The sequence below is a fragment of the Streptomyces sp. DSM 41931 genome, from assembly GCF_050271085.1.
Taxonomy (GTDB): domain Bacteria; phylum Actinomycetota; class Actinomycetes; order Streptomycetales; family Streptomycetaceae; genus Streptomyces; species Streptomyces albogriseolus.
Genome location: NZ_CP189902.1, coordinates 6,645,543 through 6,671,301, shown reverse-complemented (window position 1 = coordinate 6,671,301; position 25,759 = coordinate 6,645,543). Strand labels below are relative to the sequence as shown.

The 25,759-nt window shown below is 73.9% G+C and carries 21 protein-coding genes; 11 read left to right on the top strand and 10 right to left on the bottom strand.

Annotated features, from left to right (window positions below):
* Window positions 1-108: 108 nt before the first annotated feature.
* The 3 genes from ACP7TJ_RS30540 to ACP7TJ_RS30530 form a co-directional block, all read right to left on the bottom strand.
* Window positions 109-798 carry a thioesterase II family protein gene (locus ACP7TJ_RS30540; RefSeq protein ID WP_427767526.1) on the bottom strand — a complete coding sequence of 230 codons (690 nt, stop codon included), beginning with the start codon at window positions 796-798 and terminating at the stop codon, window positions 109-111.
* 342 nt (window positions 799-1,140) lie between these two features.
* Window positions 1,141-1,320, bottom strand: a complete 180-nt coding sequence (locus tag ACP7TJ_RS30535) for a hypothetical protein (RefSeq protein ID WP_167741527.1) — start codon at window positions 1,318-1,320, stop codon at window positions 1,141-1,143.
* A 149-nt stretch (window positions 1,321-1,469) separates the two neighbouring features.
* Entirely contained in the window at window positions 1,470-3,917 is a 2,448-nt protein-coding gene (locus ACP7TJ_RS30530; RefSeq protein ID WP_167741526.1) for a SpoIIE family protein phosphatase, read from the bottom strand.
* 220 nt (window positions 3,918-4,137) lie between these two features.
* Between ACP7TJ_RS30530 and ACP7TJ_RS30525 the strand changes: the two genes are divergently transcribed.
* Window positions 4,138-6,267 (top strand): SpoIIE family protein phosphatase, encoded by a 2,130-nt coding sequence (locus ACP7TJ_RS30525; protein ID WP_189911278.1) that lies wholly within the window; start codon window positions 4,138-4,140, stop codon window positions 6,265-6,267.
* A gap of 65 nt (window positions 6,268-6,332) precedes the next feature.
* Here the strand turns inward: ACP7TJ_RS30525 and ACP7TJ_RS30520 are convergent, their stop codons facing one another.
* The gene (locus ACP7TJ_RS30520; RefSeq protein WP_427766831.1) at window positions 6,333-7,664 is read right to left on the bottom strand and encodes a S1 family peptidase; all 1,332 of its coding nucleotides are present in this window, start codon (window positions 7,662-7,664) and stop codon (window positions 6,333-6,335) included.
* Window positions 7,665-8,236: 572 nt separating this feature from the next.
* Here ACP7TJ_RS30520 and ACP7TJ_RS30515 point away from each other — a divergent pair.
* From ACP7TJ_RS30515 to ACP7TJ_RS30490, 6 genes are all read left to right on the top strand, one after another.
* The gene (locus tag ACP7TJ_RS30515) at window positions 8,237-8,452 is read left to right on the top strand and encodes a type A2 lantipeptide (protein WP_093769112.1); all 216 of its coding nucleotides are present in this window, start codon (window positions 8,237-8,239) and stop codon (window positions 8,450-8,452) included.
* A gap of 111 nt (window positions 8,453-8,563) precedes the next feature.
* The gene (locus ACP7TJ_RS30510) at window positions 8,564-9,370 is read left to right on the top strand and encodes an HlyD family efflux transporter periplasmic adaptor subunit (protein ID WP_427766828.1); all 807 of its coding nucleotides are present in this window, start codon (window positions 8,564-8,566) and stop codon (window positions 9,368-9,370) included.
* A complete protein-coding gene (locus tag ACP7TJ_RS30505; protein ID WP_093769114.1) occupies window positions 9,367-11,589 on the top strand; it encodes an NHLP family bacteriocin export ABC transporter peptidase/permease/ATPase subunit in 2,223 nt (740 codons plus the stop codon). The genes ACP7TJ_RS30510 and ACP7TJ_RS30505 overlap by 4 nt, the downstream gene beginning before the upstream one ends.
* A gap of 1 nt (window position 11,590) precedes the next feature.
* Complete coding sequence (locus tag ACP7TJ_RS30500) at window positions 11,591-14,416, top strand: NHLP bacteriocin export ABC transporter permease/ATPase subunit (protein ID WP_427766825.1); 2,826 nt, start codon at window positions 11,591-11,593, stop codon at window positions 14,414-14,416.
* A gap of 95 nt (window positions 14,417-14,511) precedes the next feature.
* Window positions 14,512-15,522 (top strand): Ppx/GppA family phosphatase, encoded by a 1,011-nt coding sequence (locus ACP7TJ_RS30495; protein WP_370166461.1) that lies wholly within the window; start codon window positions 14,512-14,514, stop codon window positions 15,520-15,522.
* 58 nt (window positions 15,523-15,580) lie between these two features.
* Window positions 15,581-15,760: a hypothetical protein gene (locus tag ACP7TJ_RS30490; RefSeq protein ID WP_093769117.1), complete on the top strand. Its 180-nt coding sequence runs from the start codon at window positions 15,581-15,583 to the stop codon at window positions 15,758-15,760.
* Between the two features lie 18 nt (window positions 15,761-15,778).
* On the opposite strand, the gene ACP7TJ_RS30485 is transcribed toward ACP7TJ_RS30490, so the two are convergent.
* Window positions 15,779-16,387, bottom strand: coding sequence for a flavodoxin family protein (locus ACP7TJ_RS30485; RefSeq protein ID WP_370166459.1), 609 nt, complete (start codon window positions 16,385-16,387; stop codon window positions 15,779-15,781).
* A gap of 79 nt (window positions 16,388-16,466) precedes the next feature.
* Here ACP7TJ_RS30485 and ACP7TJ_RS30480 point away from each other — a divergent pair, with 79 nt between their 5' ends.
* Genes ACP7TJ_RS30480 through ACP7TJ_RS30470 form a run of 3 tightly spaced genes read left to right on the top strand, consistent with a single transcriptional unit; the run spans window position 16,467 to window position 18,388 of the window.
* On the top strand, window positions 16,467-17,480 hold the full coding sequence (locus ACP7TJ_RS30480) for an iron-containing redox enzyme family protein (RefSeq protein ID WP_427766820.1): 1,014 nt from the start codon (window positions 16,467-16,469) through the stop codon (window positions 17,478-17,480).
* A 46-nt stretch (window positions 17,481-17,526) separates the two neighbouring features.
* Window positions 17,527-18,156 carry a HemK2/MTQ2 family protein methyltransferase gene (locus tag ACP7TJ_RS30475; protein ID WP_370166453.1) on the top strand — a complete coding sequence of 210 codons (630 nt, stop codon included), beginning with the start codon at window positions 17,527-17,529 and terminating at the stop codon, window positions 18,154-18,156.
* Window positions 18,137-18,388: a CDGSH iron-sulfur domain-containing protein gene (locus ACP7TJ_RS30470; RefSeq protein ID WP_427766816.1), complete on the top strand. Its 252-nt coding sequence runs from the start codon at window positions 18,137-18,139 to the stop codon at window positions 18,386-18,388. The genes ACP7TJ_RS30475 and ACP7TJ_RS30470 overlap by 20 nt, the downstream gene beginning before the upstream one ends.
* Window positions 18,389-18,544: 156 nt before the next feature.
* Here the strand turns inward: ACP7TJ_RS30470 and ACP7TJ_RS30465 are convergent, their stop codons facing one another.
* Complete coding sequence (locus ACP7TJ_RS30465) at window positions 18,545-18,979, bottom strand: subtilase-type protease inhibitor (protein ID WP_193457235.1); 435 nt, start codon at window positions 18,977-18,979, stop codon at window positions 18,545-18,547.
* A gap of 456 nt (window positions 18,980-19,435) precedes the next feature.
* Between ACP7TJ_RS30465 and ACP7TJ_RS30460 the strand changes: the two genes are divergently transcribed.
* Window positions 19,436-20,605 (top strand): lactate 2-monooxygenase, encoded by a 1,170-nt coding sequence (locus ACP7TJ_RS30460; protein WP_167741517.1) that lies wholly within the window; start codon window positions 19,436-19,438, stop codon window positions 20,603-20,605.
* Between the two features lie 45 nt (window positions 20,606-20,650).
* Here the strand turns inward: ACP7TJ_RS30460 and ACP7TJ_RS30455 are convergent, their stop codons facing one another.
* From ACP7TJ_RS30455 to ACP7TJ_RS30440, 4 genes are all read right to left on the bottom strand, one after another.
* On the bottom strand, window positions 20,651-22,297 hold the full coding sequence (locus ACP7TJ_RS30455) for an RICIN domain-containing protein (RefSeq protein ID WP_367473687.1): 1,647 nt from the start codon (window positions 22,295-22,297) through the stop codon (window positions 20,651-20,653).
* 411 nt (window positions 22,298-22,708) lie between these two features.
* Entirely contained in the window at window positions 22,709-23,086 is a 378-nt protein-coding gene (locus ACP7TJ_RS30450; RefSeq protein WP_093769124.1) for a toxin Doc, read from the bottom strand.
* Between the two features lie 3 nt (window positions 23,087-23,089).
* The gene (locus ACP7TJ_RS30445) at window positions 23,090-23,335 is read right to left on the bottom strand and encodes a hypothetical protein (RefSeq protein WP_033275293.1); all 246 of its coding nucleotides are present in this window, start codon (window positions 23,333-23,335) and stop codon (window positions 23,090-23,092) included.
* 130 nt (window positions 23,336-23,465) lie between these two features.
* The gene (locus ACP7TJ_RS30440; protein WP_189911268.1) at window positions 23,466-25,709 is read right to left on the bottom strand and encodes a glycoside hydrolase family 9 protein; all 2,244 of its coding nucleotides are present in this window, start codon (window positions 25,707-25,709) and stop codon (window positions 23,466-23,468) included.
* Window positions 25,710-25,759 lie beyond the last annotated feature (50 nt).

Genomic DNA, 25,759 nt, shown 5'->3' with positions numbered 1-25,759 from the left:
CACGCGGGGAACCGAGGACGCTCGCGGTCGCCCACGTGCGCGGGCGCCACGATCAACGGCAGAGCGGCAGTTCGGCGCGGCCCCGGCGCACTCCGGCCCCACCGCCCGTCATCGGTCACCGGCCTCGGCGCACGCGGCGACGAGGCGCACGACGGTGTCCTGGTGGTCCGACAGGAAGAAGTGTCCGCCGGGGAGCGTTTCCAGCCGGAAGCCGGCCGTGGTGTGACTCTTCCAGGCCGCGGCTTCCTCCGGCGTCACCTGCGGGTCCCGGTCCCCGGTCAGACAGAGGACGGGCGTCTCGACCACCGCGTCGGGGGCAGGCCGATACCGGGCGACTGCCCGGTAGTCGTTGCGTACGGCGGGCAGTGCCAGGTCCATCAGGTCCGGGCTGCTCATGATCGCCGGGTCGGTTCCGCCGAGGCGTGCGAGGTGGTCGAGCAGCTCCTGGTCGGAGTCGAACGCCTGGGCCTCTCGCGTCACCGACGGGGCGGCGCGGCCGGAGACGACCAGGCGGCAGTGGGCCGTCAACCGGTCGTGCCGGAGCCGGAGCGTCGACTCGAAGGCGACGGACGCTCCCATGCTGTGGCCGACGAGGACGAGCGGCACGGGCTCCGACGCCCATCGCCGCAGGGACGGCAGCAGCCGGTCGGCGAGGCCTTCGACGGTCGTCACGAAGGGTTCCTCCCAACGCTCCTGCCGCCCCGGGTACTGAACGGCTGCGACGTCGTACCCGTCGGGGAACCGCCGCGCGAACGGAGCGTAGAACGAGGCGGCGCCTCCGGCGTGCGGAAAGAACACCACGCGCGCCCGGACATCCGCGGTACCGCGCAGTGGCCTGATCCAGGGATCCTTGCCCACCTTCGCCACTCCTCGCCCCTCGTCATGCGGCCGGGCCCGCCCACCGGTCTCCCGTATGACCGTCGTCGACCGTACGGTGCCCACCCTCCGGCCGTCGAGGGGGCGCTTCGCCGTGCGGTGTGCGGTGCTGACGCACCACGACGGGCGTCGGACGTCAGGAGCAGACGCACGACGGGCAGCATGGACGCCGGGAGCGGTGCGGGACGCGTACACGCCGCCGGGCCGCGCGCCCCTGGGGACGCGGGCCCGGTGACGGCGACGGGGCTTACACCCCGGCGGGGGTCAGTCCTCGCCCCGCACGATGTTCTCCTCGGCCCAGGTGACCGGGGCGGCCGGCGTGGTGTCCCGGTCGACGGCCGGCAGGCAGGTCCGCAGCGGGTCCTGGTCGCGCAGTCGCCGTGCGCGTGCCCAGCCGGTCTCCGGACGTCGGGTCCGGGGTATGTCCGTGCTCTCCGTGATCACGTCACATCATCTTCCTTCTGTGGTCACCGGCGGGCCGGGTCCCCGGTGCCGCGCCGTTCAAACCCCGCACTTCGGGGCGTCCGGGTTCCCGGCTCGCCCGGCCGGCGCGGTGAGGGGACCGGGTACTCCCCGGACGGCGGGCGGCACCGTCAGCGCCGCACGGTGAACTCCGCCCACACCTGCTTGCCTCCGCTGACCGGCAGGGTGCCCCAGGCGGCGGACACCGCCTCGACGAGGAGGATGCCGCGGCCCCCGGTCGCCTCCCAGCCGATGCTCGTGGGCCTCACCGGCGAGCGCGGCGAGGCGTCCGCGACGGCGAGGCGCAGCCGGTCCCCGATCAGGGTGAGGTCGAGGCGGACCTTGCCGTCGGTGTGCACCAGGGCGTTGGTGACCAGCTCGGAGACGGCGAGGAGCGGCGCGTCGATCTCCTCGGTGACGCCCCAGGAGCGCAGGGTGCGCCGGGTGAAGCGGCGGGCGTGGCCGACCGCCTGGGGAACTCGCCACACCGTCCAGCTCTCCCGCAGCGGGCGGGTTTCCATGCCGTCGTAGCGCATCAGCAGCAGCGCGACGTCGTCGCTGCGGAGCGCCCTGCCGAGCAGCTCGTCCGCGACCGGCCCGAGCTCGGCGGGGTCGGCGGCCGCCACCTGCCGGGCGAACCGCTCCATGCCCGTGTCGATGTCGGAGTCGGGCGACTCGACCAGGCCGTCCGTGGTGAGGGCGACCAGCGTGCCGGGCTGGAGCCGCAGCGGGCTCATGGGGAAGTCGCACTGCCGCACCACCCCGAGCGGCGGGCCGCCCTCCGCCTCCGCGATCTCGGTGCGCCCGTCCGGGTGGCGCAGCACCGGCGGCAGATGCCCGGCGCGCACGCACCAGGCGCTGCCCTCCTCCATGTCGACGTCGACGTAGCAGCAGGTGGCGAAGAGGTCGGTCTCCATGTCGACGAGGAGCCGGTTGGCATGGGAGACCACCACGTCCGGGGGGTGGCCCTCGACGGCGTAGGCGCGCAGGGCGGTGCGCATCTGCCCCATGAGGGTGGCGGCGCCGGCGCTGTGGCCCTGCACGTCCCCGATGACGAGGGCGACGTGGTTGTCGGGCAGCGGGATGACGTCGTACCAGTCGCCGCCTAGTTTCAGTCCCGCGGTGCTCGGCAGGTAGCGGGCGACGGCGACCGCGCCCGGCAGCCGGGGCAGGCGGCGCGGCAGCAGCTGGCGCTGGAGCATGCCGACCAGTTCGTGTTCGGCGTCGAGGGCGCGGGCCCGCGTCAGGGCCTGCCCGGCCAGGTTGGCGGCGGCGGTGAGCAGCGTCCGCTCGTCCGCGCCGATGTCGTGCGGGGCGTCCCAGCCGACGAGGCAGGCGCCGGCCATGCGGTTGCCGGCGGGCAGCGGCAGCACGGCGAGTCCGCCCGGGCCGACCTCGGCGAGGGCCGGTTCCAGCGGGGAGCCGGCCGGCCATACCGCGGGGCGGCCCTCGCGCAGGGCCGCGGCCAGGGTCGGCATGGTGCGCACGGGCGCGTCGGGCCACTCGGTGCGCCACTCCGACCGCCACACGTCCGGCCAGGCCTCCGGCTCGGGCGGGTCGAGGACGGTGACGACGAGCCGGTCGCTCTCCAGCTCGGCGAGCGCGATCCGGTCGGCCCGCAGCGGGCGGCGCAGCGCCGCGACCACGGCCTTGCCGACGTCCCGCACGGTGACGGCGGTGGACAGGGCGGCGGCCAGGCGCTGCACCCGGGCCACGTCGGTGACGTCGGCGCGCAGCGAGGAGGCGTCGGCGACGGTGCCGACGAGGTGGGCCGGGCGCCCCTCGCCGCCGTGCTCCAGCCGGCCGCGCAGGCGCAGCCACCGGGGAGGTCCGGCGGGCTGGAGCACCCGGAACTCCAGCTCGCGGTCGCCGATGGTCATGTGGTCGGCCTCCACCACGGACATCAGCGAGGGCAGGTCCTCGGGGACGGCCAGGCCGAGCAGGGTCTCCACCCGCCCGTCGAAGTCGTCCGGGTCGAGTGCGAACAGGTCCAGGACGTCGTCGTGCACCCGGAGCCGGCCGGTGTCCATGGCGAGGCTGAAGCCGCCGGGCGGCAGGTCCGCGCCCTCGGCGGTGACGGGCGGCGCGGGGAAGGCGACGGCGTCGGCGACGAGGGCGAGGCACGCCCGGTCGTCGGCGTCGAATCCGCCGGGCCGCTCGCTCACCGCGAGCAGACAGCCGCCGCCGTCGTGGCGCACGGGCAGGGCGGCGAGGTGGAACGCGCGGCGGGGGGTCCGGCGTGACTGCGACTGGGCGGCCAGGTCCTTAGGGCCGAGCCACACCTCGCGTCCGCGGTGCGCCTCGGCGACCGGGCCGTGACCGGCGGCCGAGTAGCAGTCGCGCACCCCGCACAGGGTGCGCGGCAGTCCTGCGGCCTCCGCCAGACACAGCAGCTCGCCGTCCTCGCCGAGGGTGTAGAAGCCGGCGAAGGAGGCCCCGGCGAAGACGAGGGCCTGTTCCAGGATGCGGCGCAGCCGGTCGGGTGAGCGCGGGTCGGCCGCGAGCGCGCTCAGGGCACCTTCGGCGCGCAGCGTTCTCGTGCTGCGTCCCGCAGCGCCCTCACCGACCACGTTGGCCATTACAGCGCCAAAGCGACACGCGCGCAGCCCCTGTGCGCGAACGGCGCGCGGCCGGGCCGCGCCGCTCTCCAGGTCGGAGGACGACACCCGCCAGGTCCTCCACGCCTCACGGCCGCGGAACGGGGTATCCGCACAGGTGCGCGCAGGCCGGCCCGCTCGCCGTGCGGGACGCTCCGTCGCAGGGGAGATTGGGTGCGGGCCGTGCGAGGAGGTGGTCGGTGTGTCCGAGGGCCAGTCGTCCGCGCGGACGCGCGCGCCCGTGGGCCGTCCGCTGCTGTCACTGACGCTGGCCGCGCTGATGGACGAGGTGCACGCCCACTCCGGCGCCGTGTACCTCCTCTCCCCCGACCAGCCCGTGCTGGAGATGGCCGTGATGGCGGGGCTGCCCCGCGCCTTCGCCGCACCGTGGGAGCGGGTCGGGCTGAGCGCGCCGATCCCGGTCTCCGACGCGGCGCGGGAACGGCGGCTGGTGTGGGTGGGCGGCGAGGAGGAGATGGCCCGCCACTACCCCCGGCTCGCGGTGGTGCTCCCCTATCCCTTCTCGCTGGCCGCGCTCCCGGTGGCGACGGAGGCGAAGACGTACGGCGCGGTCTTCGTGACCTGGCCGGGCTCGCACCCGCCGGAGCTGTCGGACCGGGAACGCGAGCATCTGACGGCGGCCTGCGACCGGCTCGCGGTGCGGCTGGAGCGGGCCGCCGAGCACAGCCTGCCGCTCGAGCCGGAGCCGGACCTGCTGGCCGCGCCGGTGCTGGGCGGGGCGGCCGGCACGCTCGGCACGGTGGAGGCGGCCCGCATGGTCTCCCGGCTGCCGTACGGGCTGTGCTCGCTCGATCTGCACGGGCGGGTGGCGTTCACCAACGCCGCCGCGTGCGAACTGCTCGACGTCCCGTCGAACCGGCTGCTGGGCGCGCAGATATGGGCGGTGGTGCCGTGGCTGAACGACCCGGTGTACGAGGACCGGTACCGGGCGGCGCTGTTCAGCCAGCACGTCACGTCGTTCGTGGCGCTGCGCCCGCCCGACGTGTGGCTGTCCTTCCGGCTGTATCCGAGCACCACCGGTCTCAGCGTGCGGATCAGCAGGGCCCGCGCGGTGACGGAGATGAACCGTGAGACGCCGAGGCCGGGTGTGGCCCGGGACCGGCTGGTGACCATCACCCAGGTGCTCGGACTGGCCGGCGCGCTGACCGAGGCGGTGGGGGTGCAGGACGTGGTGCAGCTGGTCGCGGACGAGATCGTGCCGGCGGTGGGCAGCCAGGGACTGGTGGTCCTCGGCTCCCGCGCGGGCCGGCTGCGGGTCCTCGGTCACCGCGGGTACGCGGACCCGCTGGTGGTGGAGCGGTTCGACGGGCTGCCGCTGTCCGAACCGACGCCGGGCGGCCAGGTGCTGCGCACCGGGGTGCCCGCCTTCTTCGAGTCGCGGGACGACCTGGAGCGGCTGTATCCGGCGCTGCAGACGCATCCGTCGGAGTTCTCGGCGTGGGCGTACCTGCCGCTGATCGCCTCGGGCCGGCCGGTGGGGACGTGTGTGCTGTCGTACAAGGCGCCGCACCGGTTCACGACGGAGGAGCGGGCGGTGCTGACCAGTCTGGCGGGGCTGATCGCCCAGGCCCTGGAACGGGCGATGCTCTACGACGTCAAGCACCGGATGGCGCACGGGCTGCAGGAGGCGCTGCTGCCGCACACCCTGCCGTCCCTGCCGGGGCTCCAGGCTGCCGCCCGGTATCTGCCCGCCACCCAGGGCATGGAGATCGGCGGCGACTTCTACGACCTGGTGCCGGCCGACGGCGTGGCGGCGGCGGTGATCGGGGACGTGCAGGGGCACAACGTGACGGCGGCCGGGCTGATGGGCCAGGTCCGTACGGCGGTGCGCGCGTACACGGCGGTGGGGCAGGCGCCGGACGAGGTGATGCGCAGCACCAACCGGCTGCTGGTGGACCTGGGCGCGGAGCTGTTCGCGAGCTGTCTGTATCTGCGGCTCGACCCGGTGCGGGGGCGGGCCGTGATGTCCCGGGCGGGGCATCCGCCGCCGCTGCTGTGCCGCCCCGACGGACGGGTGCGGGTGCTGGACCTGGCCGGCGGGCCGCTGCTGGGCATCGACGGCACGGCGGCCTATCCGTCGACGGAGCTGGCGCTGCCGCCCGGTTCGCTGCTGGTGCTGTACACGGACGGATTGGTGGAGTCGCCGGGTGTCGACTTCGAGGATGCCCTCGCCGAGCTGTGCCGGCGCCTCACCGAGCTCGGCGACCTGCCGCTGGACGACCTCGCGGACGCGCTGGTGCGGCACGGCCCGCACTCGGCGGACCGGCTGGACGACACGGCGGTGCTGCTGCTCCGGTCCACGCCCCGCTGACCGGGCCCGGCGTACGGAGGCGCCCCCGGCCCGCACACGGCCGGGGGCGCCTCATGCGCACGGGGTCAGTGCGTCCGGGTCAGCCCGGAGTCCTGACCGGAGTCCTGACCGGAGTCCTGACCGGAGTGGCGGCCGGGGTCCGTGCCTGTCCCGTCCTGCGCGCCCGCGCCGTCCTGCCCGGCGCCGGCGTCCTGGCCGCCCGCCTGGTCCTCGGCGCCGGCCTGGTCACCGGCTCCCGCCTGGTCCTCCGCACCCGCCGCTCCGTCGCCGGCGCCCGCACCGCCGTCGCCGAGGGTCGCGCCGACCGCCTCCAGGGCGGTGGTGACGGGCTGGAAGAAGGTCTCGCCGCCGACCGTGCAGTCACCGCTGCCGCCGGAGGTCAGGCCGATGGCCAGACCGTCCTGGGTGAACAGGGAGCCGCCGCTGTCGCCGGGCTCCGCGCAGACGTCGGTCTGGATGAGCCCGGTGACCGTGCCCTCGGGGTAGTTCACGGTGGCGTTCAGGCCGAGCACCTGGCCGTCGGCGAGACCCGTCGTGCTGCCCATGCGGAACACCTGCTGGCCGACCGTGGCCTCCGCGGCCTGGACGATCGGGACCGTCTGGCCGCCGACGTTCACCTCGCTCGGGGCCTCGGTGGCCGGGTCGTCGTAGGTGAGGAGCGCGAAGTCGCCCGCGCCGGGGAACAGGGCCTGGTCGACCGTGGCGATCGGCTCGCCGCCCTGCTGGTCGGACCACTGGTCGCCGGCGGCGGCGCAGTGGCCGGCGGTGAGGAACGCCGGGCTGCCGTCGCCCGCGGTGACGTTGAAGCCGAGCGAACAGCGGGCGCCGCCCGCGAAGATGGCGTCACCGCCGGACGCGAAGGTGCGGAAGGTGCCCGCGGACTTCTCGAGGGTGGCCATGCCGGGGCCGAGGCTCTCGACGGCGGACTCCAGCTGGTCCCACTTGGCGCCGGTGACCGTGCTGTCCGCGGTGACGAGGATCTTGTTGGTGCGCGGGTCGACCGCCCAGGAGGTGCCCGGGATGGTCGCCTCCGACGTCAACGTGCCGGCCCCGGCCTCCAGTTCGGCCATGCTGTTGTCGACCTCGCGGACCTCGGCGCCCGCGCTGCGGGCCTTGAGGGCCATGCCGTCCTCGCCGCGCACCACATTGACGACGAGCCGCTTGTCCTCGCCGTCGTACCAGGCTCCCGCGTACGCGTCGCCGAGCATGCCGGAGAGCCGGGTGGCGAGGTCCGAGGCGTCGCCCGCCTTCAGTGTCCTCGGCGCGGCCGCGGCGCCGTCCGACGCGCCGTCCTGGGACGCGTTGGCGCTGGGGAGCAGGATCGCGGCGGCGCCGAGGGCCACCACGGCGCCCACCGCTGCCGCGGCCTTGCGCTTCGGGATTCGCTTGTGACTCAAACTTCTCGACCTCCTGGGGGGGACCGGAGTCGTGCCGCCGTCCGGCGGCTGTTCGGGGCGCCTGGACGGTCCTTGGTACGCACGGGAGTTGAGGGGTGTTCAACGCCGTCCCGCACCCTCACCGTCCGCCACCGGCCGCGTACGCTCGGTGTCCGGCTCCGGCCCCAATCCTGGCTTCGGCGAATCTGCACAGCGAATGCCCAACCCGGTCACCTGACCCGCCGTCCGTTCACAGGGCGCCGATCCGGGACATGCCTTTGCGGCCGGTGTGTCGCATTCCGGTCCAGGGGGCGCAAGCGGCCGGACGCGTCGATGCCGTGACCCATGTGAAGAACTCGCCGCCGAGCCGTGCCCACGTCTGCACGGTTGGGTGCCTCCTGCGCGCAAGTTGCCTGGTGGGACGGGTGAGGGATTGGAAGCCGCCGGTCGCCGCGTGCTTTGATCCATCGCACCGCAAGGCCGTTCCGGGCTCCCGGCGACGGGCGTTCGGCGCCCGCGGTCCGCGGCCTTCATCTGTCCCCAGAGGGGGCCGCTCCCCCCTTGTGAAAGTCCATACGAAGGGAAGTTCCATCATGAACTCCACCCCCCAGGTCGAGACCGTCGAGATCTCCGACACCGAGCTCGACGCCGTCTCCGGCGGTCTGTCCGTGAACGCCGTGAACACCCTCACCGGCGCCCTGGACGGCATCGCCCCGGTCTCCGGCCTGGTCGACACGGCCGTCGGCACCGTCGAGGGTGTCACCGGCCTGAACACGGCCCCGGTCACCAACCTGGTCGCCGGTCTCTGATCGCGCCCTTGTTCCGCCGAGTCCCGGAGCCGTGTCCCGGCTCCGGGACTCTGTGGTGCCTCCGCAGTCCTTCCGTCACGTCGCACAGTTCACCCAGGTGAGGGAAGACCCGTGCAATTCCGCCAACAGGCCCTCGCCAGGCTCCAGTCGCCGGAGGAACTCGACCTTCCGGTGCGGTTCGCCCGTCCGCAGGGCTGGCTGGTGCTGTCCGTCACCGTGATCGCGATGGCCGCCGCGTCCGTGTGGGCGCTGACCGGCTCGGTCACCTCCTCGGTCCAGGCGCCCGCCATCCTCACCTACGGGCAGGGCAGTTACATCCTGCAGAGCCCCGTCGCCGGTCAGGTCACCGCCGTGCTCGTGCGCGAGGGCGAGCGGCTGCCGACCGACTCCCCCGTGCTGAAGGTCCGTACACCGGACGGCGACCAGGTCGTGCGCACCCTTCAGGCAGGACGGATCACCGCGCTCGCCGCGAGCGCGGGGCAGATCATCGCGACCGGTGCGGACGTCGCCGCGGTGGAGAAGGTCCACGGCGCCGGGTCCCCCCTGTACGCCACGGTGTACGTCCCCGCGCAGAAGGCCGCCGGCATCCCCGCGCACGCCTCCGTCGACCTGACGGTGCAGTCGGTGCCGAGCCAGGAGTACGGCGTGCTGCGCGGCGAGGTGACGCGGGTGGACCGCTCCGCCCAGTCCCCGCGGCAGATCGCCGCGTTCCTCGGCGACGCCCAGCTCGGCGAGGAGTTCAGCCGGGACGGCAGGCCGGTGGCGGTCACCGTGAAGCTGAAGCGCTCGTCCCGTACGGAGAGCGGCTACGCGTGGTCCTCGGCCGAGGGCCCGCCGTTCGAGCTGACGTCGATGACCCTGGCCACCGGGTCCATCCGGCTGGCCGACCGGCGTCCCGTGGATTGGCTGCTGCCGTGAGCACCGCACAGGAGACCCGCGGCAGGCGCCGTGCCGCGCCGCCGCGCCGCAAGGTGCCGAAGTCCCGCGCCAGGACGGTCCGTACGCCCACCGTGCTCCAGATGGAAGCCGTGGAGTGCGGCGCCGCCTCGCTCGCGATGGTGCTGGGCCACTACGGCCGCCATGTTCCGCTGGAGGAGCTGCGCATCGCGTGCGGCGTCTCGCGGGACGGCTCGCGCGCCAGCAACCTGCTGAAGGCGGCCCGCGGTTACGGGCTGACCGCGAAGGGCATGCAGATGGACCTGGCCGCGCTCGCCGAGGTGACGGCGCCGGCCATCCTGTTCTGGGAGTTCAACCACTACGTCGTCTACGACGGCATGGGCCGCCGCTTCGGCCGCCGCGGGGTGTACGTCAACGACCCCGCCAAGGGCCGCCGGTTCGTGCCGCTGGAGGAGTTCGACGGCAGCTTCACCGGCGTGGTGCTGGTGATGGAGCCCGGCGAGGACTTCACCCGGGGCGGCCGCAGGCCGGGCGTGCTCGGCGCGATGCCGGCCCGGCTGCGCGGCACCGCGGGCACCATGCCCGCCGTGGTGCTGACCAGTCTGCTGCTGGTGGCGGTGGGCGCGGCGGTGCCCGGCCTCAGCCGTACCTTCATCGACGAGTTCCTGATCGGGCAGCAGACGTCGATGCTTGACGTGCTGTTCGCGTCGATGGGCGCGTGCGTGCTGCTGACGCTGCTGCTGACCTGGCTCCAGCAGGCGAACCTGCTGCGCGGCCGGCTGATCTCGTCCACCCTCTCCAGCGCGCGCTTTCTGCGCCATCTGCTGCGGCTGCCGGTGACGTTCTTCTCCCAGCGCAGCCCTGCCGACCTGGTGCAACGCCTCCAGTCCAACGACGCGGTGGCCGAGACGCTGGCCCGTGACCTGTCGGCGGCGGGCGTCGACGCGGTGGTGGTCGTGCTGTACGCGGTGCTGCTGTACACCTACGACCCGCAGCTCACGTTCGTGGGCATCGGGGTGGCGCTGCTGAACATCCTGGCGATGCGGATCGTGATACGGCTGCGCGCCACCCGCACGGCGAAGCTGCGCGCGGACACGGCGCGGCTCACCAACACCGCGTACACGGGGCTCCAGCTGATCGAGACGCTGAAGGCGACCGGCGGCGAGGACGGCTACTTCCGCAAGTGGGCCGGGCAGCACGCCACCACGCTGGAGGAACAGCAGCGGCTCGGGGTGCCGAGCGCGTGGCTCGGCGTCGTCGCGCCGACGCTCGCCACGCTCAACAGCGCGCTGATCCTGTGGATCGGCGGCATGCGGGCGGTCGAGGGGCACATCTCGGTCGGTCTGCTGGTCGCCTTCCAGGCGCTGGTCGCCCGGTTCACCGCGCCGCTGACCCGGCTGAACGGGGTGGCGGGGCGCATCCAGGACTTCGCCGCCGACGTGGCCCGGCTGAAGGACGTGGAGAACTTCCGGACGGACCCGCTGTACGGGCGTCCGGGGGCCGGTGAGTCGACCCGGCGGCTGCACGGCCATGTGGAGCTGCAGAACCTCACCTTCGGCTACAACCCGCTGGACAAGCCGCTGCTGACCGGGTTCGACCTGACGGTGGGTCCGGGTCAGCAGGTGGCGCTGGTGGGCGGCTCGGGCAGCGGCAAGTCGACCGTGTCACGGCTGATCTCGGGGCTCTACACCCCGTGGGAGGGCGTGATCCGGATCGACGGGCAGCGCATCGAGGACATTCCGCGCGGGGCGCTGGCGGCGTCCGTGTCGTTCGTCGACCAGGACGTGTTCCTGTTCGAGGGGACGGTGCGGGACAACGTGGCCCTGTGGGACCCGTCGATCCCGGACGACGCCGTGGTGGAGGCGCTGAAGGACGCGGCGCTGTACGACGTGATCGTGCGCCGTCCGGGCGGCATCCACAGCCCGGTCGAGCAGGACGGCCGGAACTTCTCCGGCGGTCAGCGCCAGCGTCTGGAGATCGCCCGGGCGCTGGTGCGCCGGCCGAGCATCCTGGTGCTCGACGAGGTGACCAGCGCGCTGGACGCGGAGACGGAACTGGTGGTGATGGACAACCTGCGCCGCCGCGGTTGCGCGTGCGTGGTGATCGCGCACCGGCTGTCCACGGTCCGCGACAGCGACGAGATCGTCGTGCTGGACCAGGGCACGGTCGTGGAGCGCGGACGGCACGAGGAGCTGGTGGCGCGCGGCGGCGCGTACGCGGCGCTGGTCAGGGAGCGATGAGATGACTGCCGTGCAGGAGGGGCGGGGCGGCGACGTCGTGCTGGGCGCGCTCGGCGCGCTGGGCACCCCGATCGACTGCTCCGGGTTCGGGAAGCTGGACCTGGAGGGGCCGCAGGTGCTGTGGCTGATCGCGTCCGGCGCCGTGGACCTGTTCGCGGTGGACGCCGAGCAGCAGGGGCACTGGCACCACCTGGGCCGCCTGGAGGCGGGTTCGCTGGTGCTGGGCCCGGTGGCGGGTCCCGCGCACACGCTGGTGGCGCGGCCGCTGCGGGACTGCGTGGTGCACCGCGTCGCGCTGCGCGAGCTGTACCAGCAGGCGAACACCCAGACCTGGTCGTACGACGAGTACGGCAACCCGCAGTACGTGCCGCCCACGACCAGTCCGCTGGAGTACGCGCTCGCGCTGGGCGTGGGCCGGAGCCTCGCCGTGCTGTTCCAGGCGCCGATGGCGACGGAGCGGGCGGCGGCGCCCGCCGACGACGACGTGTTCTGGATGCAGGTGCCGCCGGGCAGCGTGCAGTACGGCTCCCTGTACGGCGCGGAGGCCGCGGCGGACCTGCTGATGGACCCGGCGCTGTGGCAGACGATGGTCGACCAGCAGTACCGGCTGATGACCACGCTGGACCGGTGGATCGAGCAGCTGGAGGAGACGCACGAGACGCGCACCGCGCAGGGCATCGCGGCCGGTGAGGCGGTACGCGCGCAGGCCGACCGGACGCTGCTCGCGTCGATCGGCAAGCGGGCGGGGCAGCGGACGACGGCGGCGGACGCGGACGCCACGTACGCGGCCTGCGAGCTGGTGGCGCGGGCGGCCGGGATCACCCTGGCCCCGCCCGCGCAGTCCGGCACCGGCGCCGACCGGCTGGACCCGGTGGAGCAGGTGGCGCTGGCCTCGCGGCTGCGCACCCGGGTGGTGCGGCTGGAGGGGCGGTGGTGGCGTGACGACGTGGGGCCGCTGGTGGGCCGTCGCGCCCTGTCGGGGGCGCCGGTGGCGTTGCTGTGGCGGCGCGGCGGTTATGTGGCCGTGCATCCTTCGACGGGCCGCGAGACCCCGGTGGAGAAGGCGAACGCCGAGGAGTTCGAGCCGCGCGCGGTGATGTTCTACCGTCCGCTGCCCGAGCGGCGGCTGAGTCCGCTGCGGCTGGTGCGGTTCTGCATGGGCAGCACCCGGGGCGACCTGACGGGGCTGATGCTGAGCGGTCTGGTGACGGCGGTGCTGGGGGCGCTGGTGCCGCTGGCCACGGGCCGGGTGCTGGGCGAGTACGTGCCGAAGGCGCAGACCGACCTGATCGTGCAGGTGTGTCTCGCGGTGATCCTCAGCAGTGTGGTCGCGGCGGCGTTCATGCTGCTGCAGAACCTCACGCTGCTGCGGCTGGAGGGCCGGGTGGAGGCCACCCTCCAGCCGGCGGTGTGGGACAGGCTGCTCCGGCTGCCGACCCGGTTCTTCACGGAGCGGTCCACGGGTGAGCTGGCGAGCGCGGCCATGGGCATCAGCGCGATCCGCCGGATGCTGGCCGGAGTCGGGCCCACGGTGACCCAGTCGGTCACGGTGGGCGCGGTGAACCTGGCGCTGCTGCTGTGGTTCAGCGTGCCGATGGCGCTGGCCGCCGTCGGCATGCTGGTGCTGGTCGCGGGCGTCTTCCTGGGTCTCGGACTGTGGCAGGTGCGCTGGCAGCGGCCGCTGGTGGTGCTCACCAACAAGCTGAACAACCAGGCGTTCCAGACGCTGCGCGGACTGCCGAAGCTGCGGGTGGCGGCGGCGGAGAACTACGCGTACGCGGCGTGGGCGTCGCAATTCGCGCGCAGCCGTGAGCTGCAGCAGAAGGCCGGGCGGATCAAGAACCTGACGGCGGTGCTGGGCGCGGTCTATCTGCCGCTGTGCACGCTGGGGATGTTCATGCTGCTGGCGGGCCCGGCGCGCGGGTCGATGACGGCGGCGGAGTTCCTCACCTTCAACACGTCGGTGACGATGGTGCTGACGTCGGTGACCCAGCTGACCGGCTCGTTCGTCTCGGCGGTCGCCGCGCTGCCGCTGTTCGAGCAGATCCGGCCGGTGCTGGACGCGACGCCCGAGGTGCGTACGGCGAGCACCCGTCCGGGGCCGCTGACCGGCGCGATCGAGGCGCGGCGCGTGTCGTTCCGCTACTCCGACGACGGGCCGCTGGTGCTGGACGACGTGTCGTTCGAGGCGCGGCCGGGCGAGTTCGTGGCGGTGGTCGGCCCGAGCGGCTGCGGCAAGTCGACCCTGCTGCGGCTGCTCATCGGCTTCGACCGCCCGCAGTCCGGCAGCGTGCTGTACGACGGTCAGGACCTGGCGGCGCTGGACCGGTCGGCGGTGCGCCGTCAGTGCGGTGTGGTGCTCCAGCACGCGCAGCCGTTCACCGGGTCGATCATGGACGTGATCTGCGGGAGCGAGCCGTACACGCCGGAGGAGGCGATGGCGGCGGCGGAGATGGCGGGTCTGGCGGAGGACATCCGCCGGATGCCGATGGGGCTGCACACCATCGTGTCCGGCGGCGGCGCGGTCTCGGGCGGTCAGCGGCAGCGGCTGATGATCGCCCAGGCGCTGATCCGCCGGCCGCGGATCCTCTTCTTCGACGAGGCGACCAGCGCCCTGGACAACGAGACGCAGCGCACGGTCATCGAGAGCACCAAGGCGCTGCGGGCGACCCGCATCGTCATCGCGCACCGCCTGTCGACGGTGCTGGACGCCGACCGGGTGGTGGTGATGGAGGCCGGCAAGGTGGTCCAGCAGGGCACGCCCGCCGAGCTGCTCGCCGACACCCGGGGCCGGCTGCACGAGCTGGTGCGCCGGCAGCTGGCCTGAGCGGCCGGCCGCTGTTCCGGGGCAGCCGTGGCGTGTATGCGACCCTCCGCGCGGCCGGTCCGTTGGACGGCGCGGGAAGTGGGTACCCACGGGCCATGCGGACCAGCGTGGTGGATGTCGGGTCGAAGACCGTCAGGCTCGTCGTGTCGGACACGGAGGGCGGTGCGCCCCTGCCGGTGCACACCGCCAAGTGGCGGCTGCGGCTGTCCGAGCTGGTCACGCCCGGCGGACCGGTGCCCGAGCGTGCCGTGGAGGACCTGGTGGACGCCGTCGCGGCGGCGGACCGGGCCGCCGCACGGTGGGGCGCCGCCGGTCCCCTGGCCTTCGCCACGGCCGTGGTGCGCGGGGCCCCGAACCGGCACGAGGTGCTGCGCACGGTCCGGGAGCGGACCGGCGTCGAGCTGTGCACCCTGCCCGGCGAGGTCGAGGCGGAGCTGACCTTCCTCGCCGCGCGCCGCTGGATGGGCTGGCGCTGCGGTCCGCTGGCGATGCTGGACATCGGCGGCGGTTCCCTGGAGGTCGCCTTCGGGCGCGGCCGGCTGCCCGACTTCGCCGCCTCGCTGCCGCTGGGCGCGGCGCGGCTGACCCACGAGTACTTCGAGGACGAGGACCCGCCCTCGCCGGACCGGGTGCGCGCCCTGCGCCGGCGGGTGCGTCACCAGCTGCGCGACGCGGCGGCGCGGATCCGCTGGGAGGGCCCGCGCACGGCGGTCGCCACCTCCCGCACCTTCCAGCAGCTCGGCCGGCTGTGCGGGGCCGCGCCCGGGCGGCACGGCCCGTTCGTGGAGCGGGTGCTGTCCGCCGCCGACCTGCGCGGGGCGGTCGACCGGCTGGCGGCCCTACCCGCCGCCGAACGCGCCCGGCTGCCCGGCATCTCCGCGCCCCGCGCGACGCAGAGCCTGGCGGGCGCCGTGGTGGCGCACACCGCGATGAAACTGACCGGCCTGGCGACGGTGACGATCTGCCCCTGGGCACTGCGCGAGGGGGTGCTGCTGCGCCATGTGGAGGACGGCCCGGCCTGGTGGGGGGAGATCACCCGGCGCAGCGAGAAGGAGTCGGACGGCCCCGGCCCGGTGCCGCTGCGCCTCGCCGCCGCCCGGCACTGAACCTCCCGCCCGCGGGCGGGACCGACGAGCACGACCAGCACGACGTGAGGAGAGCCCGTTGTCCGAGCACGACGACACCCCGAAGCAGTCCGAGTCGGCCCTCGAGGAGGTGCTGCGCGAGGTGGAGGACGCCGAGCGCCGCACGCGGGACACGGACGAGGACCGCCGCCACCGCGGCGAGGCGGGGGAGGCGATCACGCCCAACACGGAGGCGCAGGAGGAGTCCTCGGGCGAGTAGACCCGCGCCCCTCCTCCCCTACTGCGGCGGCGGCCCGAGCGGGTGCGCGGCGAGGGCGCGGGCGACGCCCAACAGGTTCGCGGCCATCGCGCGGCCCGTGCTGCGCGACCAGTCGTGGCCCCTGCCGCCCTCCAGGAAGCTGGGCCCGGGTCCCGGGCCCTGGTTCCAGTAGGTCCACGCCTGGCCGGGGATGGTGTAGCCGATGTCCTGGAGCCCGCCGGTGATCTCGCTGATCACGTGGTGCGCCCCGTCCTCGTTGCCGGTGACGACGACGCCGGCGACCCGGTTGTAGGAGACCGGGCGGCCCTCGTCGTCCGTCTCGGACAGCATCGCGTCCATCCGTTCCAGGACCCGCTTGGCCACCGACGACGGCTGGCCCAGCCAGGTCGGCGAGGCGATGACGAGGATCTCGGCCGCGAGGAGCTTCTCGTGCACCGAGGGCCAGTCGTCGCCCTCGTGCACGGCCTCGCTGACGACGCCGGGGGCGATGTCCAGGTCCACGGCGCGGACGACGTCGGTCTCGACGCCCTCCCGCTCCAGCTGCTCGGTGACGGTCCGGAAGAGCGCCTCGGTGTTGGAGGGTTCCGGGGACTTCTTGAGCGTGCAGTTGATCACCAATGCCTTCATGGGGTCATGGGGTACCCCGCGCGTCCGCCCCGCCACGCCGGCCGGGCGTTTCCGTGCTCCGTCCGGGTACCCGGGGTCCATGGACGACCCCCGAGACGAACCTGTGCTGCCCGCGCCGCGCGGACCGCTCAGCCGTGCCGTGACGACGTATCTGCGGGGCGCCGGCCCGCTGCCCTCCGAGGCGGAGGTCGCCGCCGCCCCCGTGTACGGCGAGGACCTCCAGCTCGCCCTCTACCTCTGCTACGAACTGCACTACCGCGGCTTCGCGGACGTGGCGCCCGCCCTGGAGTGGGACCCGGACCTGCTGCGGACCCGGGCCGCCATGGAAGGGCGCTTCCTCGCCGCGCTGCGCGAGGACGCCCCGCGCCGCGACAGCGTGGACGACGCGCTCGCCGGGATCCTGGTCGAGCCGGTGGAGGGCACGGGCGTCAGCCACTTCCTGCGCGACAAGGGCGAGCTGTGGCAGCTGCGCGAGTACGCGGCGCTGCGCTCCCTGTACCACCTGAAGGAGGCCGACCCGCACGCCTGGGTGCTGCCGCGGCTGCGCGGCCGGGCCAAGGCGGCGATGGCGGCCGTGGAGTTCGACGAGTACGGCGGCGGGCGCGCCGACCGGGTGCACGCCCGGCTGTGGGCCGACCTGATGACGGACCTGGGGCTGGACACGACGTACGGCCGTTATGTCGACGCGGCCTGCGCGGAGCTGCTGGTCACGGTGAACCTGATGTCGCTGTTCGGGCTGCACCGCACGCTGCGGGGCGCCCTGGTGGGCCATTTCGCGACGGTGGAGATCACGTCCTCCCCGGGGTCCCGCCGGCTCGCCGAGGCCATGCGCCGTACGGGCGCGGGTCCCGCCGCCGAGCACTTCTACGACGAGCACGTGGAGGCGGACGCGGTGCACGAGCAGGTGGTCCGCAAGGATGTCATCGGCGGTCTGCTGGAGGACGAGCCGGAACTCGCGCCGGACGTCGCGTTCGGCGTGGCGGCCACGGTGTTCACGGAGGACCGGCTCGGCGACCGGCTGCTCGCCGACTGGGGCGAGGGCCGCTCCGCGCTGCGTGCTCCCCTGTCACAGGCGGCCACCCATGTCTCTTGAGCGACGGGGTACTCGGCCGCCTGTGAAAAGTCTGGTACCTCCGGGCGTGTACGCCCCTCAAGAGGACACCGCGCTGCTGGCCGCAGCCCTGGCCGACGAGCCGGTGGCGCCGGGCGCCGAGGTCCTCGACGTCGGCACCGGTTCCGGTGCCCTGGCCCTGACGGCCGCCCGGCGCGGCGCCCGGGTGACCGCGGTCGACGTGTCGCGGCGGGCCGTGTACGCGGCCCGGCTGAACGCGCTGCGGGCGGGTCTGCCGGTCGAGATCCTGCGCGGCAATCTGTTCGACCCGGTGCGGGCACGGTCCTTCGACCTGGTCCTCGCCAATCCCCCGTACGTGCCCGCCCCCGGGGCGCACCTGCCGCCGCGGGGCGCGGCCCGGGCCTGGGACGCGGGCGGTGACGGGCGGCTCGTGCTCGACCGCATCTGCCACGAGGCGCCGGGGCTGCTGCGGCCGGGCGGGGTGCTGCTGCTGGTGCAGTCGGCGCTCAGCGATCCGGAGCTGACCGTGGACTGTCTGCGGTCCGCGGGTCTGAAGTCGGCGGTCACGCAGCGACAGCGGATCGACTTCGGCCCGGTGCTGCGGACCCGGGTGGAGTGGCTGCGGGAGCGCGGGCTGCTGTCCCCGGACGAGAACGACGAGGAGCTGGTGGTGGTCCGTGCCGAACAGCCCGTCTGAACCCGCGCGGCGCCCGTCCGGCGCCCCGTCCTGCGCTCCGGAAGCCGCGTCCGGCGAGGCCCGCCGGGTCGTCGTGCAACGCAAGGGGCCGATGCTGGTGGAGGGCCCGGTGGAGGTGGAGCTGGAGGACGGTTCGGTGGTGTCCTCCGACCGCTTCCAGGTGGCCCTGTGCACCTGCCGGCGCAGCCGTCGCTACCCCTGGTGCGACACCAGCCACCGCGACCGCGCCTGACCTTCTCGCCGCGGGACTCCGGGAAAAGCCCGGAGGCCGGCGGGCGGCCCCACTCCGCCCGCCGGCCTCCCATGGGATCGCACTGCCCGCGTGGTGCCCCGTACTCCCCAGTCCGCGGGCCGCCACGCGGTCACGGGAACCGTGCGATCCCGGTCTCTAGAAGGCGAAGACGCTCGAGCCGTGCGCGTTCATCTCGCACTCGTTGGAGAAGACGCGCTCGTAGGAGACCCGCTTGCCCTGCCAGACGCCGTCCACGGTGAGCAGCACCGGGTCGTACACCATCGGGCACATGACGTCCTCGCCCCGTGTCAGCGCGTTCAGGTCGCCGCCGACGGCGGCCAGGTCCGCGCAGGCCGAGCCGGCCGCCGGGTGGGTGCCCGACGGGCCCGGAGCACAGGTCAGGGTGACCGCGCGTTCCGGTGCGGCGGTCGTCGCGCTGACGCCCTTGCCGACGGTCAGCACCAGGGCGGAGGGGGCGTAGAGCGCGGACGGGGCATCTCCCGGGGCGGCGAGCGCGGCCCCGGAGAGGGGGGCGCAGACGGCGGTGGCCGTGAGACCGAGGGTGATGGCCCAGCGCGCGGTGTTCCGCATTGTGTGCATCCTTCCGCTTCGTTTCTTCGGGTTGCCGGCCCGTGCTCGGTGGTGCCGAACCGGCGTGCCGGAGTCTGCCGAGTCCCCGGCGGAAACTCACCTCGACCCCATGCATTTCAGTAACATTGCGTATTGAAGCAGTGGCGTGAAGTGACCAAGCGAACGCGCGTGGACCCGGTAATCGCACGGCTTCCGCAGGAGCGAAGTGGCCAGATGGCCGAATATCCGCCGCCTCTTAATCGGCCTGAAACATTCCGATTCCGTCGTGCGCAGGGTGAAGAGAAACCCCTTGCGGTCATGAAAGGGACGCTCCGCGGTCATCTCCGAACACCCCGCGCGTCTCCCGGGACGGTGGGCACGTCCTGTCACCGGACGCTGGACGCGACCGGCGCATACCGGCCAGTATGCGTCGGGACCACGAGGCACCCCGAGGCACCACGAGACAGGGCGGGACGGATGGCGAAGCACTGGGCCGACTTCCAGTACGAGATCTACCTGAACGGGATGACGGGCGCCGTGCCGCGGCTGCCGACCGACCTGACCCGGCTGGAGGAGCTGACCGAGCAGCGCCTCGGCCCCGGTCCGGTCGGGTACGTGGCGGGCAGCGCGGGCGACGGCAGCACCGCCCGCGCCAACCGGGCCGCCCTGGACCGCCGCAGGATCGTGCCGCGCATGCTGCGGGACGTCCACGAGCGCGACCTGTCGGTGGAGGTGCTGGGCCGCCCGCTGCCCGCGCCGCTCGCCCTGGCGCCGGTCGGGGTGCTGTCGATCATGCATCCGGGCGCCGAGCCGGCGGCCGCGCGCGCCGCGGCCGCGCAGGGCGTGCCGTTCGTGCTGTCGTCCGCGTCCAGCACGCCGATGGAGCAGGTCGCCGAGGCGATGGGGGACGCGGAGCGCTGGTTCCAGCTGTACTGGCCCAAGGACGTGGAGGTGGCGCGGTCCTTCCTGGACCGGGCGAAGGCGGCCGGGTACACGGCGCTGGTCGTCACCCTGGACACGCCGCTGCTGTCCTGGCGCCCGCGCGACCTCGACCAGGCGTACCTGCCGTTCCTGCGCGGCGTGGGCACCGCCAACTACTTCTCCGACCCGGCGTTCCGGGCGGGGCTCGCGAAGCCCGTGCACGAGGACCCGAACGCGGCGGTGATGCACTTCGTGGGCATGTTCGCCGACCCCGCGAAGACCTGGCCGGATCTGGCGTTCCTGCGGGAGAACTGGGACGGCCCGATCGTCCTCAAGGGCGTGCTGCACCCCGACGACGCCCGGCTGGCGGCCGACGCGGGCATGGACGGCGTGGTGGTGTCCAACCACGGCGGCCGGCAGGTGGCGGGCGCGGTCGCCGCGGCGGACGCGCTGCCCGGTGTGGTGCGGGCCGTCGGCGACCGGCTCACTGTGCTGTTCGACAGCGGGGTGCGCACCGGCGACGACGTCTTCAAGGCGCTCGCGCTGGGCGCCCGCGCGGTGCTGGTGGGCCGTCCGTACGTGTACGGGCTGGGCCTGGACGGACAGGCGGGCGTGGAGCACGTGATCCGCTGTCTGCTCGCCGAACTCGACCTCACCCTCGCCCTGTCGGGCCACTCGGGGCCGGGCACGGTGGGTCCCGGCGACCTCACGGAGGCAGCGGTCTGACTCCCCGTCCGGGGCGGCCGCGGGGCCGCCCCGGAGGCGCGCGGCTCAGCTCACCGGTTCCGCCAGGCCGGCGTAGCGGGCGGAGGGGGCCGTCGGGCCGGTGACGGAGAGGGACTCGCTGGACGCGTCGGCGGAGCGGACCGGTTCGGCGGCCCAGCGCTGCTCCACGGTACGGTCGCGCACCTTGACGACGATGTCGGCGTTCGCGTCAGGGGTCGACGGGGCGAGCGCCATCCGCACGTCCCAGCGCGGCACCAGCTCGCCCTGCACCGTGAGGTCGTACCGCACGTCGTCGGCGGTCCGGTCGCCGGAGTCGGCGCAGGCGCCGAGGACGACCACGCCGGCGTCCTTGTGGGAGTCCAGGCACAGCCCCGGGTCTGCCACGCTGCGCAGCAGCCCGTCGTCCTCGTACGTCCACTGCTGGGTCCACGCCGTGGAGCACTTCGCCAGCCGGGCGCCGGAGCCGTCCCGGGGCTCGTCGCGGGTGTCCAGGCAGAGGCCGGAGGCGATGTTGCGCAGCCGGGTGCGGCTCGGCGCCGAGGGCAGGCCCGCCGCGCCGGGCGGGGAGGCGGACGGCACGGCGGCCCGGCCGCCCGCGCCGGTGGCGCCCGTCGGGTCGGCGGCGCCGCCGTCCGGGGTGGAGGAGCCGGCGATGAGCACGCTGACCAGCACGCCCGCGGACACCGCGCCCAGGCCGGTGAGCAGGGTGCGGGTGGAGCGCACCGGGTCGGGCAGCGCCATGGCGAGCCGGTCGGGCACCGGGAACCGGGACAGCAGCCGGTGCCGGCCGCCCGCGTGCCCGTCCCCGTCGCCGCGGCGACGGCGGCGTCCGGTGCGGCCGGAGCGCGGTCCTGACACGGCGCGGCCCGGTCGCGAGTCGAGGTAACGCCGGGCTCCCCACCCCAGCACGGCCTCCGCGAGGAGCGTGCCCAGTCCGGACTCGAAGTGGCCGAGCTGCTCGGCCGCGTTGCGGCAGTAGCGGCACTCGGCCATGTGCTGCCGCACGTCGGGCAGCAGCTCGCCGCCCCGGCGGATGGGCACGTCCAGCAGCCGGTTGTAGAAGCGGCACTCCTGTGTGGGCGCCAGTTCCTGATGGGCGCGGACGAGACCCTGACGGAACTTGTCGCGCGCCTGGTCGAGCGCGCCCGACGCGAGGTCGGCGTCCGTGCCGAGCAGTCCGGCGGGCACGGACACCGGCTCGGCCTCGACCTCGACATGCCAGAGCAGACAGCGCGCGAGAGCGGGCAGGGACCGGAACGCCCGCTGGGCGAGGGCGCGGTTCTCCGGCGTCATGGTCGTCGCCGCGCGCATGCCCCGTCCGCCCGCCGGTTTCAGCAGCCCGGGCAGCACCTCGGCCACATGGTCGTCGGCGGCCCACTCGCGGACCGTGTCCCGCACCCCCACGAGCAGGACGGGACGGAGGGCGACGGCGGACTCGCCGAGGGCGACCCGGTCGAGCACACGGTGCAGGGCGGCCCCGGTGACCATGGCGGCGGTCCGCCCGCCGGAGGCGAGGCACACGGTCGCGTAGTCGTGCATCGCATGCCAGTGACGCGCCGTCAGCAGGGCGACGGAGCGGGCGGCCTCGGCCTCCGGCCGTCCCCGCAGCCGCGCGGCGAGCGCCTCGTCGGATTCCCCGGGATCACCGCCCGGCGGGGGATAGGGAGGACGAGGGGGGTGGGGGGTGTGCACTGAGATTGGTTCCTTCCCACAGCGCATGTGACATTCGAGCGTTTCCGACACCGAAAAGGGACGCGAGATCGTGCGTGCCTTCCGGGTGTGGCGCGGGGGGCGGGAATTGTCCGGCGGCGCTTCCGACCCGGTTCATCAACGCGCGAGCGTCCCCGGCCTTTCCCCCCTCACGGGTGGCTCACTCTCGCACAACCCGTGCGCGGCCAACAAGGCGGTCGGGCAACATCCCCCCGTTGACAGAAAGTCAAAAGGAGAAGGCGCTCCGCGAACCGCGTTCCGGCATTCACGGCGCCTTTTCGGGATGGTGCGCGCTTCCGTGAAAAGAGGCGACGGGAAGGCGTGACCAAGGTGTGATGCGAAGGCGCGCACACCACTCCCCCGGCTGTGCCTTTCCGAGGACGCGCGGGTGTGTCAGATCTGCCAGGACCGCAGCCGGTCGGCGGCGCCGTACACGTCGGTCGCACCGGAGATCAGGTCGCGCGCGAGATCGACCAGGGCGCCGTAGGGCGGGTCGATGCCGGCCCCGCTGACGTACATGTAGGCGACGGCCGTGGCGCAGGCGAAGCGGGCGTTGGCCGAGGGCAGCGGGCGGAGCACGGCGAGGGTGTGCAGCAGGGCGGCGGCCCGCCAGGCGGCGTCGGAGTCGACACCGAGCCGGGGCGGGTCGACGCGGTGCCGGGCCACGGCCGCCACCAGGGCGGAGAAGTCGTTGACGGTGGGCTGGTCGGGGAGGACCTCTTCGTGCCGCTGGAGCAGCCAGGGCACGTCGATGTGCAGCGCGGGCGGCATCGGTCAGGCGGCCCGTCCCGCGCCCTTGACGGGCGGTTCGTCGTCGGGGAACGCGGCGGCGAACTCGTCGGCGTGCGTGGCGAAGAAGCGGCGGAAGGCCTCGGCGCCCTCCTGGAGGGCGCGGTGACGGGCGATGTCGGCCGCTGCCGCCTCCCGGACGAGCGCCTTCATGGACGTACCGCGTTCCTTGGCGATCTGCCGCAGGTCCTCGAGCTCGCGGTCGCTGAACTCCACGTTGAGAGCTGGCATGGGATTACGGTACCGCTCGGGTACTGAACAGTAAATAGCCGCAGGTCAGAGCGTATGTTATGGGGTACCGGACGATACGGGGGCGGGCCGGTGACCGCGGTGGTCACCGGCCCGCGCGAGGAGGGACAGGTCAGCCCTGGTCGGCCACGAAGGAGGCCATGCGGGTCAGGGCGGCGTTCCAGTTGATGGTGTGCTCGTTGGTCGACCAGGACTGGATGTCGTCGATGAAGCAGAACTGTCCGGTGCAGCCCTGCAGTTTCGACTGGGCGAACGGGTCCTGGATGCTGGAGTTGGGTCCGCCGGACAGGGTGCCGGCGGGCGGGTTGGGCAGGTTCGGGTCGAGCTGGCGGGCGTACCACCGGCTGTGCTGGTTCTTGGCGTGGACCTCGCCGTAGCCGGTGACGTAGGAGATGTTGAGCGCGTTGCGGCCGAGGATGTAGTCCATGCTCTGCAGCGCGCCGTCCCGGTACTTCGCCGCGCCGGTGAGGTCGTAGGCGGTGGCGAGGACGACGGCGTTGTTGAGCACCTGGTGGCTGGAGCCCCAGTCGTAGAGGTTGCCCTCCGGCGCGTACGGCATCCCGTACGGGTGCGCCTTGAGGGTGGCCAGGTAGCGGTCGGCGCCCTCGACGACGGAGCGGCGGACCTTGTCGAGTCCGGGCAGCCTGTTCGGCACGGTGGCGAGGTCGAGCCGGCCGGCCGCGGCGGTGCGCGCCCAGTCGAAGCCGTTCGGGCCGAAGATGTCCGCGGTGTGCACCGGGGAGTTCAGCACATGGTCCCTGAACTCCCGCTCGCCGGTGGTGAGGTAGAGCTCGGCGGCCGCCCAGTAGAACTCGTCGGACACGGTGTCGTCCGGGTAGGCGCCGCCGCCGACGCCGTCGTCCGGGTCGGCGAGCCGGTCCGGGTGGGCCAGTGCGGCGGCCCAGGCCTTGCGCGCCGCGGCCAGGGCGCGGTCGGCGAACTGCTTGTCGTAGGCGCGGTACAGCCGGGCCGCCTGGGCCGCCGTGGCCGCGAGGTTCAGGGTGGCGGCGGTCGTCGGCGGGTGCAGCTCGCGCTGCTGCGGGTCGTCGTCGGGCAGCAGGGGCAGCCCGGTCCACTGCTCGTCGTGGATCTTGTGGTGGGCCATGCCGGCCAGCGGCTCGCCGTCGGGCACCTGCATCTTCAGCAGGAACTCCAGCTCCCAGCGTGCCTCGTCGAGGAGGTCGGGGACCTTGTTGCCGCTCTCGGGGATGTTCAGCGTCCCGTCGCCGAGCTTGTGCGCCCGGCCCGTGCGGGCGTGCCTGGCGCGCTCGTAGGTGCTGAGCACCTCCCAGGTGCTGATGCCGCCGTTGACGACGTACTTGCCGTGGTCGCCGGCGTCGTACCAGCCGCCGGTGACGTCCAGGGTGTAGTCGCACTCCCCGGGCCGGCAGGGCACCGCCCCGTCGCCCTTGTTCGGGGCGACGTCCACGTGACCGGCCGGGCGGCCGTAGCCGGGGCGCAGGTCCTCGCGGATCGCCACGCCGCTGCGCTGGGTGTAGTAGTACTTCGCCGCGTCCAGCCGCAGCCGCTCGTAGATCTTCGCGTCGATGTCGAAGGGGTGGCTGGTCTCGCCGTCCGCCGTCAGGGTGAAGCCGGCGCCGTGGCCCCGGTAGGAGCCGAAGTCGACGGAGTGCACGTTCTGCCCGGAGGAGGCGTCGACGCCGCGCGGCACGGTCCAGCCGGTGCGGACCACCCGGCCGGTGCCGTCCTTGAGCTGCCAGGCCAGCTTCCGGGTGGCGTCGGTGACGAGTGTGGCGTTCTTCGGCCCGGCCGGCAGATAGCCGACCTGGTTCACCCGGACGCGCGGCCCGGTGTCCGGCTCGTACGGCTCGGGGGCGACGCCGCCGAGCAGCGACACGTCGTCCACGCAGAACCGCCAGGGGTCGGGGCTGCCGCCGAGCTGGAAGCCGACCTGGGCCTGTTCCGTGTCCGCCGGCGCCGTGAAGGTGTACGAGTACGTGTCGCCGGAGACGCTGAGCTGCGGCGACACCTCGTAGTAGGTGTCGTACGGCGCCACCTGGAGGCCGACGATCGCCCGGACCACATGACCGGCGGGCGAGCCGGTCGCGCTGAAGGAGAAGCGGTACGTCTCCCCCTCCACCAGGGTGATGTCGTTGTGGCCCACGGCCGCGTCCCAGCGGTTGGCGGTGCCGCCGGGCACGTCGGCGCACAGGCGGCCGTCGGAGGCGCCCGCGGTGACGCCCTCGGAGGCCCACCAGGGGTCGGTGCCGTTGTCGAAGGTGCCGTTGCGCACCTGCTCGACCTCGTCCGCCCCGGCCGGGGCGGCGGGCATCGCGGTGAGCGCGGTCGCCAGCAGACCGGTGAGGGTCAGCAGCGCGGTTCTGCGTCGTTTCACGTCTGGGCTCCTCTGCGGAGGTACGGGGGACGGGGGCGCGAATGGGAGCG

Excerpts from the sequence above, each read along its gene's own strand:
- ACP7TJ_RS30530 (WP_167741526.1), bottom strand. The coding sequence starts at position 3,917 with ATGGCCAACGTGGTCGGTGAGGGCGCTGCGGGACGCAGCACGAGAACG.
- ACP7TJ_RS30515 (WP_093769112.1), top strand. The coding sequence starts at position 8,237 with ATGAACTCCACCCCCCAGGTCGAGACCGTCGAGATCTCCGACACCGAG.
- ACP7TJ_RS30500 (WP_427766825.1), top strand. The coding sequence starts at position 11,591 with ATGACTGCCGTGCAGGAGGGGCGGGGCGGCGACGTCGTGCTGGGCGCG.
- ACP7TJ_RS30495 (WP_370166461.1), top strand. The coding sequence starts at position 14,512 with ATGCGGACCAGCGTGGTGGATGTCGGGTCGAAGACCGTCAGGCTCGTC.
- ACP7TJ_RS30485 (WP_370166459.1), bottom strand. The coding sequence starts at position 16,387 with ATGAAGGCATTGGTGATCAACTGCACGCTCAAGAAGTCCCCGGAACCC.
- ACP7TJ_RS30480 (WP_427766820.1), top strand. The coding sequence starts at position 16,467 with ATGGACGACCCCCGAGACGAACCTGTGCTGCCCGCGCCGCGCGGACCG.
- ACP7TJ_RS30465 (WP_193457235.1), bottom strand. The coding sequence starts at position 18,979 with ATGCGGAACACCGCGCGCTGGGCCATCACCCTCGGTCTCACGGCCACC.
- ACP7TJ_RS30460 (WP_167741517.1), top strand. The coding sequence starts at position 19,436 with ATGGCGAAGCACTGGGCCGACTTCCAGTACGAGATCTACCTGAACGGG.
- ACP7TJ_RS30450 (WP_093769124.1), bottom strand. The coding sequence starts at position 23,086 with ATGCCGCCCGCGCTGCACATCGACGTGCCCTGGCTGCTCCAGCGGCAC.
- ACP7TJ_RS30445 (WP_033275293.1), bottom strand. The coding sequence starts at position 23,335 with ATGCCAGCTCTCAACGTGGAGTTCAGCGACCGCGAGCTCGAGGACCTG.